The 17,281-nt window shown below is 38.0% G+C and carries 20 protein-coding genes; 4 read left to right on the forward strand and 16 right to left on the reverse strand.

What is annotated here, in order from left to right:
- Positions 1 to 51: 51 nt before the first annotated feature.
- Positions 52 to 603, reverse strand: a complete 552-nt coding sequence (locus IGL86_RS11740; protein ID WP_002378947.1) for a DNA-3-methyladenine glycosylase I — start codon at positions 601 to 603, stop codon at positions 52 to 54.
- Positions 604 to 679: 76 nt separating this feature from the next.
- Positions 680 to 1,456, reverse strand: coding sequence for a peptidase C39 family protein (locus tag IGL86_RS11745; RefSeq protein ID WP_002372856.1), 777 nt, complete (start codon positions 1,454 to 1,456; stop codon positions 680 to 682).
- A 216-nt stretch (positions 1,457 to 1,672) separates the two neighbouring features.
- On the opposite strand from IGL86_RS11745, the gene IGL86_RS11750 reads away from it, so the two are divergent.
- The gene (locus IGL86_RS11750; RefSeq protein ID WP_002354999.1) at positions 1,673 to 2,035 is read left to right on the forward strand and encodes a hypothetical protein; all 363 of its coding nucleotides are present in this window, start codon (positions 1,673 to 1,675) and stop codon (positions 2,033 to 2,035) included.
- 119 nt (positions 2,036 to 2,154) lie between these two features.
- Here the strand turns inward: IGL86_RS11750 and thiT are convergent, their stop codons facing one another.
- The 3 genes from thiT to IGL86_RS11765 all read right to left on the reverse strand — a co-directional run bounded on the left by thiT (position 2,155) and on the right by IGL86_RS11765 (position 4,408).
- On the reverse strand, positions 2,155 to 2,730 hold the full coding sequence (thiT, locus tag IGL86_RS11755; RefSeq protein WP_002354998.1) for an energy-coupled thiamine transporter ThiT: 576 nt from the start codon (positions 2,728 to 2,730) through the stop codon (positions 2,155 to 2,157).
- Positions 2,731 to 2,892: 162 nt separating this feature from the next.
- Positions 2,893 to 3,546, reverse strand: a complete 654-nt coding sequence (locus IGL86_RS11760) for a PepSY domain-containing protein (RefSeq protein WP_033625246.1) — start codon at positions 3,544 to 3,546, stop codon at positions 2,893 to 2,895.
- A 76-nt stretch (positions 3,547 to 3,622) separates the two neighbouring features.
- Positions 3,623 to 4,408 carry a hypothetical protein gene (locus tag IGL86_RS11765; protein WP_002354996.1) on the reverse strand — a complete coding sequence of 262 codons (786 nt, stop codon included), beginning with the start codon at positions 4,406 to 4,408 and terminating at the stop codon, positions 3,623 to 3,625.
- A 233-nt stretch (positions 4,409 to 4,641) separates the two neighbouring features.
- Here IGL86_RS11765 and IGL86_RS11770 point away from each other — a divergent pair, with 233 nt between their 5' ends.
- Positions 4,642 to 5,376, forward strand: coding sequence for a class A sortase (locus tag IGL86_RS11770; RefSeq protein ID WP_010816813.1), 735 nt, complete (start codon positions 4,642 to 4,644; stop codon positions 5,374 to 5,376).
- Positions 5,377 to 5,423: 47 nt separating this feature from the next.
- On the opposite strand, the gene IGL86_RS11775 is transcribed toward IGL86_RS11770, so the two are convergent.
- From IGL86_RS11775 to rpsO, 8 genes are all read right to left on the reverse strand, one after another.
- Positions 5,424 to 5,654 (reverse strand): hypothetical protein, encoded by a 231-nt coding sequence (locus tag IGL86_RS11775; protein WP_002383277.1) that lies wholly within the window; start codon positions 5,652 to 5,654, stop codon positions 5,424 to 5,426.
- Between the two features lie 88 nt (positions 5,655 to 5,742).
- Positions 5,743 to 6,213, reverse strand: coding sequence for a low molecular weight protein-tyrosine-phosphatase (locus tag IGL86_RS11780; RefSeq protein WP_010715461.1), 471 nt, complete (start codon positions 6,211 to 6,213; stop codon positions 5,743 to 5,745).
- A 40-nt stretch (positions 6,214 to 6,253) separates the two neighbouring features.
- Positions 6,254 to 6,823, reverse strand: coding sequence for a TetR/AcrR family transcriptional regulator (locus IGL86_RS11785; RefSeq protein ID WP_002354991.1), 570 nt, complete (start codon positions 6,821 to 6,823; stop codon positions 6,254 to 6,256).
- 177 nt (positions 6,824 to 7,000) lie between these two features.
- On the reverse strand, positions 7,001 to 8,422 hold the full coding sequence (locus tag IGL86_RS11790) for a CHAP domain-containing protein (protein WP_177218725.1): 1,422 nt from the start codon (positions 8,420 to 8,422) through the stop codon (positions 7,001 to 7,003).
- A gap of 331 nt (positions 8,423 to 8,753) precedes the next feature.
- A complete protein-coding gene (gene mreD / locus IGL86_RS11795; RefSeq protein ID WP_002354987.1) occupies positions 8,754 to 9,263 on the reverse strand; it encodes a rod shape-determining protein MreD in 510 nt (169 codons plus the stop codon).
- On the reverse strand, positions 9,260 to 10,120 hold the full coding sequence (gene mreC / locus IGL86_RS11800) for a rod shape-determining protein MreC (protein ID WP_002383273.1): 861 nt from the start codon (positions 10,118 to 10,120) through the stop codon (positions 9,260 to 9,262). The genes mreD and mreC overlap by 4 nt, the downstream gene beginning before the upstream one ends.
- Before the next feature lie 181 nt (positions 10,121 to 10,301).
- Positions 10,302 to 12,416, reverse strand: a complete 2,115-nt coding sequence (gene pnp / locus IGL86_RS11805) for a polyribonucleotide nucleotidyltransferase (protein ID WP_002354984.1) — start codon at positions 12,414 to 12,416, stop codon at positions 10,302 to 10,304.
- 186 nt (positions 12,417 to 12,602) lie between these two features.
- On the reverse strand, positions 12,603 to 12,872 hold the full coding sequence (gene rpsO, locus IGL86_RS11810) for a 30S ribosomal protein S15 (protein ID WP_002354983.1): 270 nt from the start codon (positions 12,870 to 12,872) through the stop codon (positions 12,603 to 12,605).
- A 279-nt stretch (positions 12,873 to 13,151) separates the two neighbouring features.
- Here rpsO and def point away from each other — a divergent pair, with 279 nt between their 5' ends.
- Complete coding sequence (gene def, locus IGL86_RS11815; protein ID WP_002354981.1) at positions 13,152 to 13,715, forward strand: peptide deformylase; 564 nt, start codon at positions 13,152 to 13,154, stop codon at positions 13,713 to 13,715.
- A gap of 170 nt (positions 13,716 to 13,885) precedes the next feature.
- Here the strand turns inward: def and IGL86_RS11820 are convergent, their stop codons facing one another.
- The 3 genes from IGL86_RS11820 to IGL86_RS11830 all read right to left on the reverse strand — a co-directional run bounded on the left by IGL86_RS11820 (position 13,886) and on the right by IGL86_RS11830 (position 16,201).
- The gene (locus IGL86_RS11820; protein ID WP_002361040.1) at positions 13,886 to 14,662 is read right to left on the reverse strand and encodes an HAD family hydrolase; all 777 of its coding nucleotides are present in this window, start codon (positions 14,660 to 14,662) and stop codon (positions 13,886 to 13,888) included.
- 9 nt (positions 14,663 to 14,671) lie between these two features.
- The gene (locus IGL86_RS11825) at positions 14,672 to 15,325 is read right to left on the reverse strand and encodes a DNA alkylation repair protein (RefSeq protein ID WP_002354978.1); all 654 of its coding nucleotides are present in this window, start codon (positions 15,323 to 15,325) and stop codon (positions 14,672 to 14,674) included.
- A 72-nt stretch (positions 15,326 to 15,397) separates the two neighbouring features.
- A complete protein-coding gene (locus tag IGL86_RS11830) occupies positions 15,398 to 16,201 on the reverse strand; it encodes a formate/nitrite transporter family protein (protein WP_002365340.1) in 804 nt (267 codons plus the stop codon).
- A gap of 323 nt (positions 16,202 to 16,524) precedes the next feature.
- Here IGL86_RS11830 and rpsD point away from each other — a divergent pair, with 323 nt between their 5' ends.
- Entirely contained in the window at positions 16,525 to 17,136 is a 612-nt protein-coding gene (gene rpsD, locus IGL86_RS11835; RefSeq protein WP_002365342.1) for a 30S ribosomal protein S4, read from the forward strand.
- The last annotated feature ends 145 nt before the right edge of the window (positions 17,137 to 17,281 follow it).

Raw genomic sequence — 17,281 nt, forward strand, 5'->3', positions numbered from 1 at the left:
AGGAACTAGCCATTCGTTTTGCTAGTTCCTTCCTTTTTAATTCTTCTATACTTATTTATACTGACACGTTTCTAAATGATCATTCACCAATCCCGCCGCCTGTAAAAAGGAATAGACTGTCGTGGCACCTAAAAATTTAAATCCTCGTTTTTTTAACGCTCGACTAATCTGTTGCGATAATTCCGTGGAGGCTGGAACCTCTTCTGGGTGCTGCCAGTGATTAACGATTGGTTGCTGATCGACAAAGTTCCAGAGGTAGCGATCAAAGGAGCCAAATTCTGCCTGAACTTCTTGAAAAACTTGCGCATTCGTGATGGTCGCTTGAATTTTTAAACGATGACGAATCACACCAGGATTTGCTAGTAAAGCTAAAATTTTTTCCTCATCATATCGCGCAATTTTCCGATAATCAAACGCATCATAAGCTGCTCTAAGCGTTTCTCGTTTATTCAAAATAATCGCCCAGCTTAAGCCCGCTTGCATACTTTCTAAGGTCAATAACTCAAATAACTGTTGCTCTTCATGAACTGGACGTCCCCATTCATCATCATGATAGGCTTGCATCTCTTCAGTTGTATTCGTTGCCCAAGTACATCGCTCCATTGTCCTGCCTCCTTTTATTTGCTAAAAAAGATGCGAACAAAGGGTACTGCCTGTTGTTCCACACCTTTTCTTATTCCTAATAAAATGCCCAGAAGTTTAACGCTTCATTCATCACTTCTTCGGCTGTAAATGTCCGTTTTGAATGGCCCTTTTCTTCTGAATCGTTTGGATCATTAATCCAGAAATCGCCTTTTTCATCCACACCACTCATCACCATAATGTGACCAGTTGTAGTGAAATAGCCCGGTTTTACAGAAATAATGACTGGATGACCTTCCTTCAAGAAAGCTGCCACTGTTTCAATATCCCCAATTTCTTGACAGTTATAGCCTTTCATTTCAGCATATGCACTAAAAATAGACCACGCCGTCCCTTGTCCTTCCATAAAGAAGTCATTTTTTGCCCAAGCTAACACATCCAGAGGGGTAACTTCTTGGTGATCCATGTATGAACCAACCATTGCAAGCGACACAATCGCACAGCCATTAATTTCGATTGTATTCGGCTTATCTACATTGCCAAATCCGTACGCGGTGTCTTTCCATTTAGCATCTGTCTGCAATTCTAACGGCAAATCCAGATGTCCATCATATTGCTTCTTTTCAATTTCTTGATTGACCTGTTGTCCATAGCTTAAAGGTTTGACTTTTTTCTCAATTTTAACTGGTGCTGGTTCTTTTGTTTTACTTGATTCAGCACTAGCTTTAACATATGAATCATCAAACCAACTTGAAAACCCACCTGATTTCATCGGCGAAAACTGCGCTAACAATCCGCCAAAGCCAAACGATACCAACAACACCGTGAGAACTTTTTTTTGGTAACCTGATGGTTTTTTTGACATACTATTCATCCTTTTCTATCTATTGACTACATCCGATAATCTTATGTATTTCTTATATGCTCACACATTATACTACTTTCTTTTTCGAAAAACAGAAACGTTGGTAAATTCTCATAATTATTGAAGGCGAACATATTTTCTTGAATTTTATCACAAAATTAGGTAAAATACAGGTAATTAGTCATTTGAGTTTTATTCTATTTTATTCGTAAAGGAGGCAGAAGAATGGATCAACATAAAGCTACCATCAAGAGCATTTCTAAACTGATTACGCTCTCTTCCCAACATTTCTTTTCGGCATTTTTAGAAGATTCTCAAGATCAAAAGAATAAAGAAAAGGAACGCAGTGCGCTTTTACAAGAGCTCCAAGTCGCTGCCGCCCAAAAATCCTTAGTGGTCTTACAATTGAAAGAAGTCCCTACAGCGCATAAATTCGAAACGGTGATCGGCTGGATTGTCTCAAAAAATATTTCGGACAATATCGTTGTTCGTTTACAAACGGATGAACAACAGTTGCGCATGATTCCTGTTGCTTCTGTCATGAAAGTCAGCACGTTAGCCAATCGTCACCAACGTCAAATTCACTAGAATATTGAAGTCTTTATAAAATAAATGGAAACCACCAACCCTGGCGATTGCAGGTTGGTGGTTTCTTTTATTTATGACTTTAGTCAAAATCCCATGAAACTTCTGACTTAGGACTCAACTTATTTCTTAGGAACAAATAATTGCGGTGCTACTTTTGCCAATAAGCCTAGAACTAGACTTACATACAAACAATTGACGACGGTACTCGTACCGTTTAGTACAAAAGAATAGAGGTATGGGCTCATCCCTTCTGGTGCATACATGCCCCAAACCAATACGCCCGCCCAAAAATGCCAAAACCAACGGGCGAAGACTGCGACAACACTTCCTAAAATAATTGTACGAATGGCTGATTTTAAGCGATTCGCTTGAAAATACAGTTGAATTTTTCTAGCGAATACGCCACCCATTCCTCCAAACGCAAAAGCAAAGGGATATTCAAAAATAATCTGTGGAACGGACAAGAAATTTTTCATGGCTGTACCGAGAATAATATTTAACATGCCCCAAACAAAGCCTGCTGCAACTCCAGGAAGCAACCCACGACGAAACGAATAAAGAACTAATGGGACCATTCCCAACGATAGGTCCAAGCCACTATTGGCAAATTCAATCGGTAAAAAAGAGAGGGCCATTGCCATTGCTGCGACGACTGTTCCTTCTACCCAAATACGTAAATCCATTTTTCTAGCCAAACAAATTTCCTCCTATGTTCTGACGCTCTCAACCACTAATACATCGTTATTTTACCATAGAGACTTTAGAAAAACACGTTTGTCGAACAAGCAAAAAATAGCTGGACCAACGTTTAAGGGAATCAGCTCCTACTCAAACGCATGCCAGCTACTGTTTATCCATTAATCGTCCCGCTCAGTTGTCAAAATTTTACCAGAATGAGCATCGATTTTTACCTCTATTTTTTGTTGGCCCTCTTTCACTTTCACTTCCCAATAGGTGATTCCTAATTCTTTCTCTAACTTCCAATCTGTTGCCTGGCCGACTTTCGCTTCTTTTTCAGCCAAGGTTGTGGCTTGTTCTCTGGAAATGATATTTGTTAAATCAAGTGCCTCTTCTTGCATTTTAACGCCATTTTGTTCATCGGCATCCAAGGTTTCGACTTTTTCTTTTGTGAATTCGCCTGTCTCTGCGTTCACTTCAACTTGATATTCTTTTTGCTGATCCACGCCTTCTATTTCATAAAAATAACGTCCAAAATCTGTATCTAACTGCAGACTTGTTATTTTAGCTTCTGGATATTTTTTCTCAAATGCTGTCGTTACTTTTTCTAAAGAGACAGCTACCGCGCTTGTCTTCTCTGATGTCGTCGTTGCTTCTTGTTGTACGGATGAACTTGTTTCACTAGTTGATATTGCTGTTTCTTTTTGTTCATTTGTTGATGAAACAGCAGTAGGCGTTTTGGGTGTACAGCCAGCTACCAAAAAGAGTGCCAAGCCAGTCAGAGCGCCATAGAGTATTTTTTTCATTAAACAACCTTCTTTCCTTTTTATCATTTTATTATACTTGATTTCTCATTCAAATCATAGCTACAAAAAGAGCCCTACTTTAGTTGATAAAGTTAGAGCTCTCTCAGCCTTCATGGGCTAACATAAAAATTTCACCGAAATCATTCTCTTGTTCAATGTGCCAAATGCGTTTTTCACTATTATAGACAAGCGTTGCCAAAATTTCTTCTTTTTGGTATGACGTATTTTTCATCTTGCTAAGTGAATCTTCCACCAAGTAAATAGGAATCCGATATTCTTCTTTATCCACTTCCGTTTGTTGGAAGCAAAAAATAACACCTTCTTGCAAGATACCTTTCATATTTTTAAGTAATTCAGGACTTAATTTTTCGACAGGCGTATTTCGTTTAAAGAAGGCCTTTTTCTGATTCACTTTCTCTAAAACAACACGTGTAATTTTATCAGCAAAGATTCGATAAAATTCATCAATATAACGATAATAGACACGCGTCATCTGATCTGCAAATTCAAAAAAGACAAAATCATTTTGTAGCTTATAAAAGAAAGGCGAATGCAAACTATTCTTCATGTGTCCAAAATAAAGAAGTTCCGAAATTTCTAATGGCGTTAGCTCTTTTAGCATCGTCACATCGGAAAAGTCAATCCATTTAATTTCTTCAGTCATCCAACGACGTTGTAGCGATTGAAAATAGCGATTGACGCTTTCTTCTCCGCGAATAATTTTCAAGCCTGAATGCATATCGTATTCGCCAGCTTCGGCAGAAGGATCTAATAATAGTAAGTTCTGTGGATGATGCACAATTGAACGAACAAAATCGGAATGGGTAATTCCTTTAGATAAAACCGCGTTGCTGGTTACATCTATATGTACATAAATTAAATCAAGCAAATTCCCATCTCCCCTCTACTAGCCTCCTTACCATTTTACAATATTTTCAAAAGAAAAGCTTGTTTCTTTTACTTTAAAATTCCATTACAAAATGAGGATTTTTTTGAAAAATCAATCGATTCAGTTGTTTTTTATTAAATCAAGGTCCGGCCAGCTTACCTATTCCCCAAAGAAAATAAATAGGTTTTTCAAATAAATTGTGGTAAACTTGATACATTAAAAGGAGGGAGAATATGCGCCCAAAAGAGAAAAAAAGAGGAAAAAATTGGTTAATCAACAGCTTATTAGTTTTACTATTTATCATTGGCTTGGCCTTAATTTTTAACAATCAGATACGTAGTTGGGTGGTTCAACAAAATAGCCGCTCGTACGCCGTTAGCAAGTTGAACCCAGCTGATGTGAAGAAAAATATGGCTCGTGAAACAACGTTTGACTTTGATTCAGTTGAGTCCTTGAGCACAGAAGCGGTGATGAAAGCCCAATTTGAAAACAAAAACTTACCTGTGATTGGTGCCATTGCGATACCAAGTGTCGAAATTAATTTGCCCATTTTTAAAGGATTGTCAAATGTCGCTTTATTAACTGGTGCCGGGACCATGAAAGAAGATCAAGTCATGGGGAAAAACAATTATGCCTTGGCTAGTCATCGAACGGAAGATGGTGTTTCCTTATTTTCACCTTTAGAAAGAACCAAAAAAGACGAACTCATTTATATCACTGATTTATCTACTGTTTATACATACAAAATAACTTCTGTAGAAAAAATCGAACCAACTCGTGTTGAGTTAATTGATGACGTTCCTGGTCAAAATATGATTACCTTAATTACCTGTGGCGATTTACAAGCAACGACGCGAATTGCTGTTCAAGGAACATTAGCAGCAACGACGCCTATTAAAGACGCCAACGACGATATGTTGAAGGCTTTCCAATTGGAGCAAAAAACCTTAGCCGATTGGGTGGCTTAATAAAAAAATCCTTGAAAAGTTTTGACACTTTTCAAGGATTTTTTGCTTTATTTCATCGCTTGACGTTCTTGCTGTTTCAGACGAGCAAAACCATAACGGATACCTGCAAACAATAAAACTAACGGAGATAAGAATACAGAGATCATTAACCATTCACTTGTATACATACTACTAAAAGATAAATGATACGTGACAGCATACACTAGCGGCAGACTCATTATCAACAATAAATAATACAAACTCAATTCAAAAACATAGGATAAATAACTACTGTTCATCTTACTTCCCTCCTGTCTCTTTTTCCCTGAACAATTTGTTAACACTATTGTACCAAGGGGAAACAGAAAGTACTATCGGACTATAGTCCTAATCTTTCAGCTGTGCTTTTATTTTTTTCAACCATTCTGAGGTACCTGCTTCCACTAAGCGGTAAGTTTCCTCAAAATCACCAGTATAATAAGGATCAGGTACGTCCATGGTTTCTTTACCAGCCACAACTTCCATAAATAAATGAATCCGCCGTTGCTCTTCTTGAGGAGCTAATGCTTTTAAATCTGCCACATTATTCGCATCCATCCCAATGATATAGTCATATTTTTTAAAATCACTTGGCTGGATTTGTGTTGCCTGCATTCCTTGATAGGAAATTCCTTGTTGCTCCAAAATTTTTCTGGTTCCCTTATGTGGCTGACTGCCAACTTCCCAGTGGCTAGTAGCTGCTGAAAACACTTGAATAGCCGATTCTAAACCAGCTTGTTGGACTTTCTGACGAAAAATCGCTTCTGCCATTGGCGAACGACAAATATTGCCTAAACAAACAAATAACACAGTTACCACAACGTTTCACTCCTTCATAAAACTTTTTATCCTTCACACATTACTCATTGGCTTCTTGTTCATACAAATGATAAGCCATAAATTCTGTATCTTTCGCTAAACGGAATAATTGTGTCGCCATTTCCAAAGGAGTCTGAGGATATTCCTCAAGAATCCATTTCGTTAAGACGCCGCTACATCCATAGGAAAAGAAATTCGCATAAAATTGTTTGTCTTTATCTGTTAAATGGTTCTCAACATCGACTTGTTCAAATAATGAAATAAATAAGCGATTGGTCGAAGCGGAAAAAACATTAAGAAGAACTTCTGAATCTGAGGTCACCGTTGTATAGTAAAAATGACTCTTCTCTTTAATCGCTTTTAATAACTTCAGGGCTTGTTCCTCCCAGTTTTCCAAACAAATATCTGTTTCTAAGTAAATCAATGCATCGTGACGATAAATCCAACGTAATAAATCATATTTATCTGTAAAGTGATAATAAAATGTTTGACGATTCAAGCCCACTTTTTTGGTAATATCTTGGACACTTATTTTACGAAAATCCTTTTGTTCACATAATTCTATTAAAGCTGAAGCGATTGCTTGTTTTGTATCGTGCGTTCCGCTCATGCTGATTCCTCCGCTCCTAATATGTATATACCTCTATAATTGCAAAAAAATGGCCAGATTACAATATTTTCAGATACATTTTATGCATATATTTAAAATTAAATGAATAAAAAAAGCGGCAACTAACGATTTTTGTTAGTTACCACTCCTTGTTATCAATTATTAATAGGTGACTATTTAGCCTGGAAAACGCCATACAACAGCGCGGAATCCTGCTGGTGGTGCTGGTGACCAGTTAGAGTTAGAAGAAACATAACCAGAGCCTCCTGGGTTGTTCGCTTCAACGATTTGAACACTTCCACCACTTACACCTGTAACTAAGACAGTATGCACGCCACCAATCCAGCTATCTGGACTATAGGCACTTTCATATTGAACAACATCGCCTGGTTGCACGTTACTCCAGCTAACTTGTGTTGCGCCAGAAGCAACATAGCCACTGTTTGGACCACCATAACCGAAGTTAATACCGCCTGCCGCTAACCAGCGACGAACAGATACTAAACATTCACCTGGTTGATTCCAACCTGTTGCATAAGAATTACCAACATCTGCTAAAGCTGCATTAATTGCGGCTTGTTTTCCTGAAGTCACGCCACCATTCCCTGGTTTTGCTTCATTACCTTTTTCAGGAGTCGTTGGGTTAGTTACAGGAACTTCTTTTTCTTTTTCAGGTGCTGCTGCCACAGGTGTTGTTACAACACTTTCTGTTTCAGTACTTGAAGTTGTTGTTTCTTGCGTTGTGGTACTTTCAGTAGTTGTTGATGATTCTACTGCTGGTGTTGCGGCTTTTTCTTCAGCGGCTGATGCTGCTGCCTCATTGGCTGCTTTTGTTGCTTTCGCTTGCTCTGCTGCCGCTTTTTGTGCTGCGGCTTGTGCTTGCGCTGCCGCTTGTTCTTCTGCTTTTTTAGCAGCTGCACGTTGGCGTGCTTGCTCTTCTGCTAAACGTTTTTCCGCTTCTTTTTTCTGTTTAATGAAGCTGTCTTTTTTCCCTTGTTCTTCAGAACGTTGTGCTTCTAAATCATTTTTAGCCACTTCTTGTTGAATCTTCAATGTTTTTAATGATTCTGTTTTGTCATTTAATTCTTTTGTTGCTGCTTCTAATTCAGCAATTTGTTTTTCAACATTCTTTGTTTTCTTTTCAACAGTCGCTTTGTCTTCTTTTTGTTGTTCTAGTAATTCATTGTTGGCGCTCATCATTGTTGAGACCGCTTGAACGCGACCAATTGCATCTGCTACTGAATCTGCATCTAAGACAGCATCAATAATTGAATCACTTTGACCATTCACTTGGACATCGCGTGCTTGTTTTGTCATTTGTACCTCACGTTTTTGAATACGGACATTCAAATCAGAAATTTCACTATATAATTTAGATACTTCTGATGATAGCTTGTTCTTTTTAGCTGTTAATGTATCGATTTGTTTGGCCGTTTCAACCATATCATTTTCAATCGCGGCAACTTTTGCTTCTGCATCTGACATTTGGCTAGTTAACGCATTAATTTTTTGATCTTGTTGTTGAATCTTTGTATCGTATTCATCTGCAAATGCTGCGGATGGTAACGCTACGCTTGTTAAGGTAATGGAACATACCATTAGAGCCGATAATACACTTTTCTTCAATCTGTTGTCCTCCGAAAATCCTTTTTTGTTAAGCTTTTTTATTATTTATTAAAATTTGAATAAATTTCTCTTTTTCAACGATAGAGCAATTGTAGCATAGCTGTATGTCACTGAGATAATATGGATGTTACAGTAATATTTCAATTTTCTTCTTGTAAATGACAAAAAAAAGCTTCACTTTTTTCACAACTTTCTTCATGGCTCCAGGGTAATCTTCTCATTGTTTTGTTATTTAAAGAAAATAAAAAAAGCGAAAAATGCTAACAAATGAGCATTTTTCGCAAACGAACAAAATTTTCAATTTTTATTTTACGGAAAACAGTTTTTTCAGTGGATAAGATAAAATAACATACCACACCATGTTCAATAGCAATGTAGGGCCCAACACACGTGTAATAAATAAAATCGGGCTGACATCCGCTAAATGAAAGGCCACTTGAATCAGTACCGCAATCAGTTCATACAACGTGGTAAAAATAACGATCCCAAAAAAACCAGTTAGTAAATTTGTTTGAATTACTTCTTTAAATGTATACATCAACATAACCGAAAGCGTCAGTGCGACTGTATAAATCCCGATAATGCCAATGTAGTAGCTATCGCAAATAAAGCCTAAAATTAACGAAGTAATTAATAAATAACGTTTAGAAAAATTAGGAACGGCAAACATAAACGCAAGTAATAGCAGATGAGAACTGGCGAAGTAAACATTACTTGTCCACGTTTCAAAAGACTTTGTTAAATGAGCGTCAATTAACATTAAGAAAAACAAGAGGATAGGTGTGACGTATTTTAAATACTCTTTCCGAATCATTCGCTTTCCCCTGCCGATCTTTTCACGACCGTCACAACGGAGATACCATAGACATCCGCATAAGGTTTCACATACACTTCACGATCTAAACCAAAACTATCTGGTTTCACTTTAATAACTGTCCCTACCGCTAAATCGGCTGGGGAATTACCACCTAAGCCAGAAGTCTGAACGACATCGCCTTCTTTCAGAGTAGCATCGCCAGTTAATTGTGACACAATTAATGCATTTGTCTTATTGTCGTAATTTTTAAGTAAACCAAACGATTCGCCATTTGCGGAAGTTACTCGCACAGGGAAATGGTTTGAGTTAACATTTTTAGACGTTAGTAGTTCCACTTTTGCAGTCGTTGCATTGACTTCAATAACACGCCCCACTAACCCTTTTTGCGCCATGACCGCCATGCCCGCTTCAATGCCGTCATTGGTTCCTTTATCGATAATTAATAAGTCTTGCCAAGTATCCGGCGAACGCGTAATGACATTCGCAGTTACTTTTTCATAGTTGGCTAACGTTTCGTTCAGATTCAATTCTTGTTTTAAACTATCAATTTCACGTTTATAGTTATTGTTTTGGACAGCTAATTCATTATAGCTATCAATTTTTTCTTTTAGACGTTCGTTTTCTTTAAACGTGTTAATTAAATTGCCCATTGAAGACAAGCCATTTTCCACCACACGAGCTGGAAAAGAAATCACACGGTCCACCATACTAACGCTATTATTGACGCCACCTTGAACGACATTGGTTTTGCCTTTTTCAGAACGTTGCGCAGCAGTTAAACTAATAATGGTTACTAAAATAATGACTAAAATTAAGGTAATGATTATATTTTTATTTGGATTAAATTTTTTCACAAAGACACCCCAGATATTCTTCAGACTGATAGTATTAATTTTACCACTAATTGACTATAAACAAAAGAGTTGGCGATCGTCTTTAGCTTTTTTTATCATTTCTTTTTTAGGGCTTGTTTTCAACGAAAAAACCAACGAAAAGAAAGGAAGCTTCCTTGGTTTTCGTTGGTTTAAAAAGAAATTATTTTTCTTTGTTTTCTTCGTTTAATAATGCTTTTCTTGACACGTTGACACGGCCTTGTTTGTCAATTTCAGTTACTTTGACAAGGACTTCGTCGCCTAATTTCACGACATCTTCAACGTTGTTCACACGTTCGTTTGCTAATTGAGAAATATGGATCAAGCCATCTTTGCCTTTAATTAGGTTAACAAACGCACCAAATTTTTCAATGCGGACAACTTTTGCTAAGTAAACTTGACCGACTTCAACTTCTTTGGTTAATTCTTCAATAATCTTGATGGCTTTTTTAATCATTTCAGCATCTGATGAAGCAATACTTACGTTACCGTCTTGATCGATATCAATCTTAACGCCGGTTTCATCAATAATGCTGTTGATTGTTTCGCCACCTTTACCAATGACATCTTTAATTTTCGCTGGTTTAATTTGAATCATTTCAATTTTCGGTGCATATTGACTTAATTCTTCACGAGGAGCAGCAATCGTTGTTGTTAATTCTTCTAGAATTTCCATCCGTGCTTTCTTCGCTTGGTCTAATGCTTCCGTTAAAATTTGTTCTGTAATTCCTTGGATTTTGATGTCCATTTGTAAAGCAGTGATTCCGTCTTTCGTTCCCGCTACTTTAAAGTCCATATCGCCAAGGTGGTCTTCTAAACCTTGAATATCTGTTAAGATTGTATAGTTTTCACCATCACTAACAAGACCCATTGCAATACCTGCAACTGGCGCTTTAATTGGCACACCCGCATCCATTAATGCTAATGTTCCCGCGCAAATACTTGCTTGTGAAGAAGAACCATTTGATTCTAACACTTCTGCTACTAAGCGGATTGTGTAAGGGAAGTCTTCTTCTGATGGAATAATTTGTGCTAAGGCACGTTCACCTAACGCACCGTGACCGATTTCACGACGACCTGGTGAGCCCGCGCGTCCTGTTGAACCAACAGAGAATTGCGGGAAGTTATAATGATGGATGAAACGTTTGCTATCTTGGACACCCAGCCCATCGATAATTTGATGTTCTCCTAAAGGCGCTAATGTACAAACGGATAAAGCTTGTGTTTGACCCCGAGTAAATAAGCCAGAACCATGCACACGTGGTAAAATACTTACTTCTGATGATAAATGACGAATTTCGTCTAATTTACGGCCATCCGGGCGAATCTTATCGATCGTGATTAACTCACGTACAACATCTTTTTCAAGATCTTCCGCAATTTGTTTCACTTCTTTTAGTAATTGTGCTTCTTCTTCGTGTTCCGCAAATTTTTCAGCGTAAACTTCTTTGACTGTATCTTTTACTTTGTCAATTTCAACTTCACGTGCTAATTTTTCTTCCGTCATTACGGCTGTTTTCATTGTATTGTAGTACGCATCAAAAATTTCTTTTTTAAGATCAGCGTCCACTTGTAATAAGTCCACGTCCATCTTTGGTTTACCTACAGCGGCAACGATTTCTTCTTGGAACGCCACTAGTTCTTTAATGGCATCAAAACCGAAAAGTAAGGCACCTAACATATCTTCTTCTGATACTTCTTTGGCACCACTTTCAACCATATTGATGGCTTCTTTTGTTCCAGCAACAGTTAATTCAATATCTGTTTGTTCCGCTTGTTCTACCGTTGGATTTAAAACATATTCGCCATTAATACGGCCAACGTCAACACCAGCAATTGGTCCATCAAACGGAATATCTGAAATTGCTAACGCTAAGGAAGACCCAAACATTGCAGCCATTTCTGGTGTACAGTCTTGCTCCACACTCATAACGATGTTCGTAATTTGAACTTCGTTACGGAAGCCTTCTGAGAACATTGGACGAATAGGACGGTCGATTAAACGAGCGGTTAATGTCGCACGTTCACTTGGACGACCTTCACGTTTAATGAAGCCGCCAGGAATTTTTCCTACCGCATACATTTTTTCTTCATAGTTTACAGTTAATGGGAAAAAGTCTACATCTTTTGCTTCTTTAGAGGCAACAGCAGCACTTAAAACGACTGTATCGCCGTAGCGTACCAAGACAGCCCCATTGGCTTGTTTGGCTAATTGGCCGATTTCTACTTCTAGTGGGCGGCCGCCCCAAGTTGTTTTAAAGACTTGTTTTTCTGTCATAATTCTTCTCCTTTACTCTTGCTCTTTGGAAAAGTCAGACGGCTACTAAACAAATGAAAAAGTAACAAGTCGTTGTTGCTCTTTCATTTGGTTAGTAGTTCCTAAAAACTTTCCAAAGAGGACCTTCAATAGTGACAATAAGATAAAAAGCGAGATTCTGATTGAACCTCGCTTTATACGTAATGATTAACGACGTAATCCTAAACGTTGGATCAATTCGCGGTAACGTTGGATGTCAGTTTTACGTAAGTAAGCTAACAAGTTACGACGGTGACCGATTTTTTTCATTAAACCACGGTAAGAATGGTGATCTTTTTTGTGTGTACGCGCATGTTCGTTCAATTGGTTAATGTCTTCAGTTAAGACAGCAATTTGTACTTCTGGAGAACCAGTATCTCCTTCATGACGTGCGTATTCTTTAATGATTTCGTTTTTTCTTTCTTGTGAAATTGCCATTTGTTCCACCTCTTTCTCTATTATTCGTCTGATCACTGAGTGAAGCGTTGGTGACTCGCTAAACCAAGTGATAGATGGTGTGTTCCCACACAAGCTTACTTTACAGGAAACACCGCTAAAATGCAAGCTTAATCTCTATTATTCGATAGTTTTTTTAAACAATCTAGCCCCTTTTTTGGTGATTTTGTGATACACTAAATGGTGGTAAACAACTGATTATTTCAGCGCATGAATAAATAAAAGAAGAATTTTTTTATGTTTCAAAGGAGGAACCATTGAATGATTACAATGAAAGATATTATTCGTGAAGGGAATCCCACACTTCGTGCTGTGGCAGAAGAAGTGCCTGTCCCTATCACTGAGGAAGACCGACAATTAGGTGAGGACATGTTGACTTTCTTAAAAAATAGTCAAGATCCAGTCAAAGCCGAAGAATTACAATTACGTGGTGGCGTTGGTTTAGCTGCACCACAATTAGATATTTCTAAACGAATTATTGCTGTCCATGTTCCTAGTAACGACCCAGAAAACGAAACGCCTTCATTAAGTACGGTGATGTACAACCCTAAAATTTTGAGCCATTCTGTGCAAGATGTATGTTTAGGTGAAGGGGAAGGCTGTTTATCTGTCGATCGGGATGTGCCTGGATATGTCGTTCGCCATAACAAAATTACCGTCAGTTATTTTGACATGGCTGGCGAAAAACACAAAGTTCGTTTAAAAAACTACGAAGCGATTGTGGTTCAACATGAAATTGATCATATTAATGGCATCATGTTCTACGATCATATTAACAAAGAAAATCCATTTGCTTTAAAAGAGGGCGTTTTAGTCATCGAATAAAGGAGCGTGGGACAAAAATCACTTTGGATTTTTGCTCCACGCTCAAAAACTAATAAACGGCGGGAACAGAAGCAACTCCTTCGGAAATAAGCCGAAATTCTCCAAAAATTAAAGAACAATTTTCGGAAATTCCTTCTTATTTCTCGGAGTTAAACACTTCTGTCCCGACCTCAAATGGCCTTCATTTCTTTTAAGGCTTTCCAAATCCCATCATTATCATTGGTATCTGTGACCATCGTGGCCACTTTTTGAATGGAAGGACTCGCGTTGCCCATTGCGACGCCAATCCCTGCATGGCTTAACATTTCTCGGTCATTTTCGCCGTCCCCAAAGGCAATGATATTTTTTGCATCAATGCCCACACGTTTAGCTAAATACGTTAACGTAGCTGATTTTGAGCCATCTTTAGGCACAACATCTACGCTATGTTGATGCCAGCGAATAAAGCGAAATTCTGGGTATTCTTCTTCAAACGTACACTGATCTTCTGCGTCATAAAAAGCTAGCGCTTGGTAAATATCATTTTGACGATAAAAGTGTTCATCATAAGCAGGTGAATGAAAATGAAAAGAGTTCATCGCAATTTCCATTTTTTCAGCACGGTGCTGGTTGCTCTTCTTAATATCATCTAAGCCCACACAAGCAAATCCTAAGCCGCGTTGATCACTGTCTTGTGCCAAACGTTCCAACGCTTCAGCGTGCAATAAATTTTGATAATATTGCTCATGATCCACAAAAGCCGCGGCGCCATTACATAATACGTAATTGGTAAAATCTAAATCCCAAATCACCTCTTGCGCCATATAACGACTTCTGCCAGTTGCCAGCGTAACTAAGTGTCCTTGCTCCCGCAATTTTGCTAGCGCTTCTCTCGTGCTATCTAATGCTTTCTTCTCCGAATTTAACAACGTCCCATCAATATCAAATGCAAAAAGTTTTCTTTCCATCATTTCTCCTTATTCGCTCGCTTTCGCTAAATATTTACTGCCTTCTCGTTGTGCTAAAGGACTCAACACTAATTCTTTCATCAATTCCTCGACCCATTGCGGATTCGTTTTACTATATTGGCGCAATGACCAGCCAATCGCTTTTTGAATGAAGAACTCCTCTGTAGTTCTATCATAAATAATCGCCTTTTTCAACAGGTCCTGATTGGTCTTTTCTTTCAACATCAACTGTAAATTCAGCGCAACACGCCGATTCCAGAAATTTTCAGCGCCATAAAAAAGGGCAAAAATCGTTGGCAATTCAGTCAGATGCAACGCCACCCACGACCCAAAAAATTTTCGCCAAGCATCCACACTATCCCACCACGCTTTTTGTGGAACATAGGCTTTAAACGCTACGACCTCTTCTAATGAAAATCTCCGAACATTTTGAAGGGCTAAATCAATAGCGACATACTGATATTCTCGTTCTGTTTTTTGATAATAAGCCTCAATCTCTTGGCATAATTTTTCCTTTGGCCACGTATGACTTTCTTTTAAAAGTTGTTTACTTAACGCTTGACGTTCTGGGGCGGGGATGCCTGCAAAAACAAACTGGTGTTTCATATAAGCAGACATTTTTGCTGCTGTTTCTGGGTTCTTCTGAAATTGAAGTGTGTCCATTCCTTCGCTCCTTATAATAAAAAAAACTATACTAAAACAGTGTACCATGTTTTAGTATAGTTGGTTGATCAATTAATCAAAATACGTTAAGTTTTTGTTGTCTTTATCTAACCAGGCATAGCCGAGACCCATAATTAAGCCACCACCGATAAAGTTACCGATAAAGGCCCAGAACAGATTATGAACAACATTACCAGCTGTGAAAGCTTCAATTGCGCCGTTTGAAGCAAAGTAAGCTAAACTGAAGGCTGGGAAGTTGGCAATCACGTGTTCAAAACCAAGGAACGCAAAGATAAAGATAATGAAAATAATGGCCGCGACTTTGCCGGCGTCATCTTTCATTCGCATACTCACTAATACGGCTGTATTAACTACAATATTGGCGAACATAGCTTCAACTAAAATTTGCAGGGTGGTTTTTTCTAATTTTCCAGCAATCGACGTAAAGAAGAAACTATCTTTTGGTAAATCTTGGAACGGCACCGTAAGTGATACCAAGAAACCAAATAAGACGCCACCAATTAAATTGAATAAGATACAGGTAAATAAAATTTTTGCAGCTAAGGAAAAGTTGACTTTTTTACGATAGACGCCAACAGTCATGTACAACATATTCGAGGTACCAAGTTCGGCATTCATATATAAAATCATCACAAGTGACCAACTGAACATGAAGGCGTAAAGCATTTTCCCTAAACCATGAGAAATTCCTTCTCCTTTAATTGCGATTGCAAAAGCAACGGCTGTTCCCAACGTTAAAAATAGACAAGCAAGCATTGCACGAACAGCGTAGCGGGAAAAGCTGTTTGAGAATAAATTCACTTTCTTGTCGATGGATTTATCAATTTGTTCAAACAATGGTGAACCAGACTTCATTGTAAACTCCCTTTCATTCCGTTTTCAACTTATATTTTCAAAACATCTCTCCTTATTCTAATGAGGAAAAGTGTTTTTGTCTACCTTTTTTTCATATTTCACTTTAAAACCTTGACGTTTCCTATCCTATTAAGTATACTAGATTTTGTGTAAAATAATTGCAGCAGAAGAATAATAACTCGTCAACAGTTCATTGCCAAACTTGGTTCAACTGCGTAACCGCGGCTGCAAAGGCGAAGGTTGAAGAATGAACTGAACGAATATGAATTTTTCATCTAATTATTTTACTCCAAAAAAACATTTATTTATTGGAGGAATTTTTAATGTCTCGTTATACTGGACCATCATGGAAAGTATCTCGTCGTCTAGGTATCTCTTTATCAGGTACTGGTAAAGAACTAGCTCGTCGCCCTTACAAACCAGGACAACACGGACCTAACAGCCGTGGTAAAGTTTCTGAATACGGAATGCAATTAACTGAAAAACAAAAATTACGTCATATGTATGGCATGAACGAACGTCAATTCCGTACGTTGTTCATTAAAGCAAGCAAAATCAAAGAAGGTAAACACGGTGTTAACTTCATGGTTTTACTAGAACAACGCTTAGATAACGTTGTTTACCGTTTAGGTCTTGCAACTACTCGTCGTCAAGCACGTCAATTAGTTAACCATGGCCACATCACTGTAGACGGCAAACGTGTTGATATTCCATCATACCACGTTGAAGTTGGTCAAGTGATCGGTGTTCGTGAAAAATCTCAAAACATCTCAACAATTAAAGAAGCGGTTGAAGCAACTGTTGGACGTCCAGCATTCGTAAGCTTTGACACTGAAAAATTAGAAGGTAGCTTCACTCGTTTACCAGAACGTGATGAACTTTACCCAGAAATCGACGAAGCACTTGTCGTTGAATACTACAACCAAAAACTTTAAGATTTCAAAAGGTCGAACTGCGGTTCTTACCTTCTTTCAAAACCTTGCCTTTCTTGGCAAGGTTTTTTCTTTGCCCTCTTTACAAAATTGTTTACTTCCGCTAAACTATTGTTAACCAAATAAAAATAATTGGTTAACAATAGAA

Origin of the sequence: Enterococcus sp. DIV0774, from assembly GCF_050539095.1 — a bacterium.
GTDB lineage: Bacteria > Bacillota > Bacilli > Lactobacillales > Enterococcaceae > Enterococcus > Enterococcus faecalis.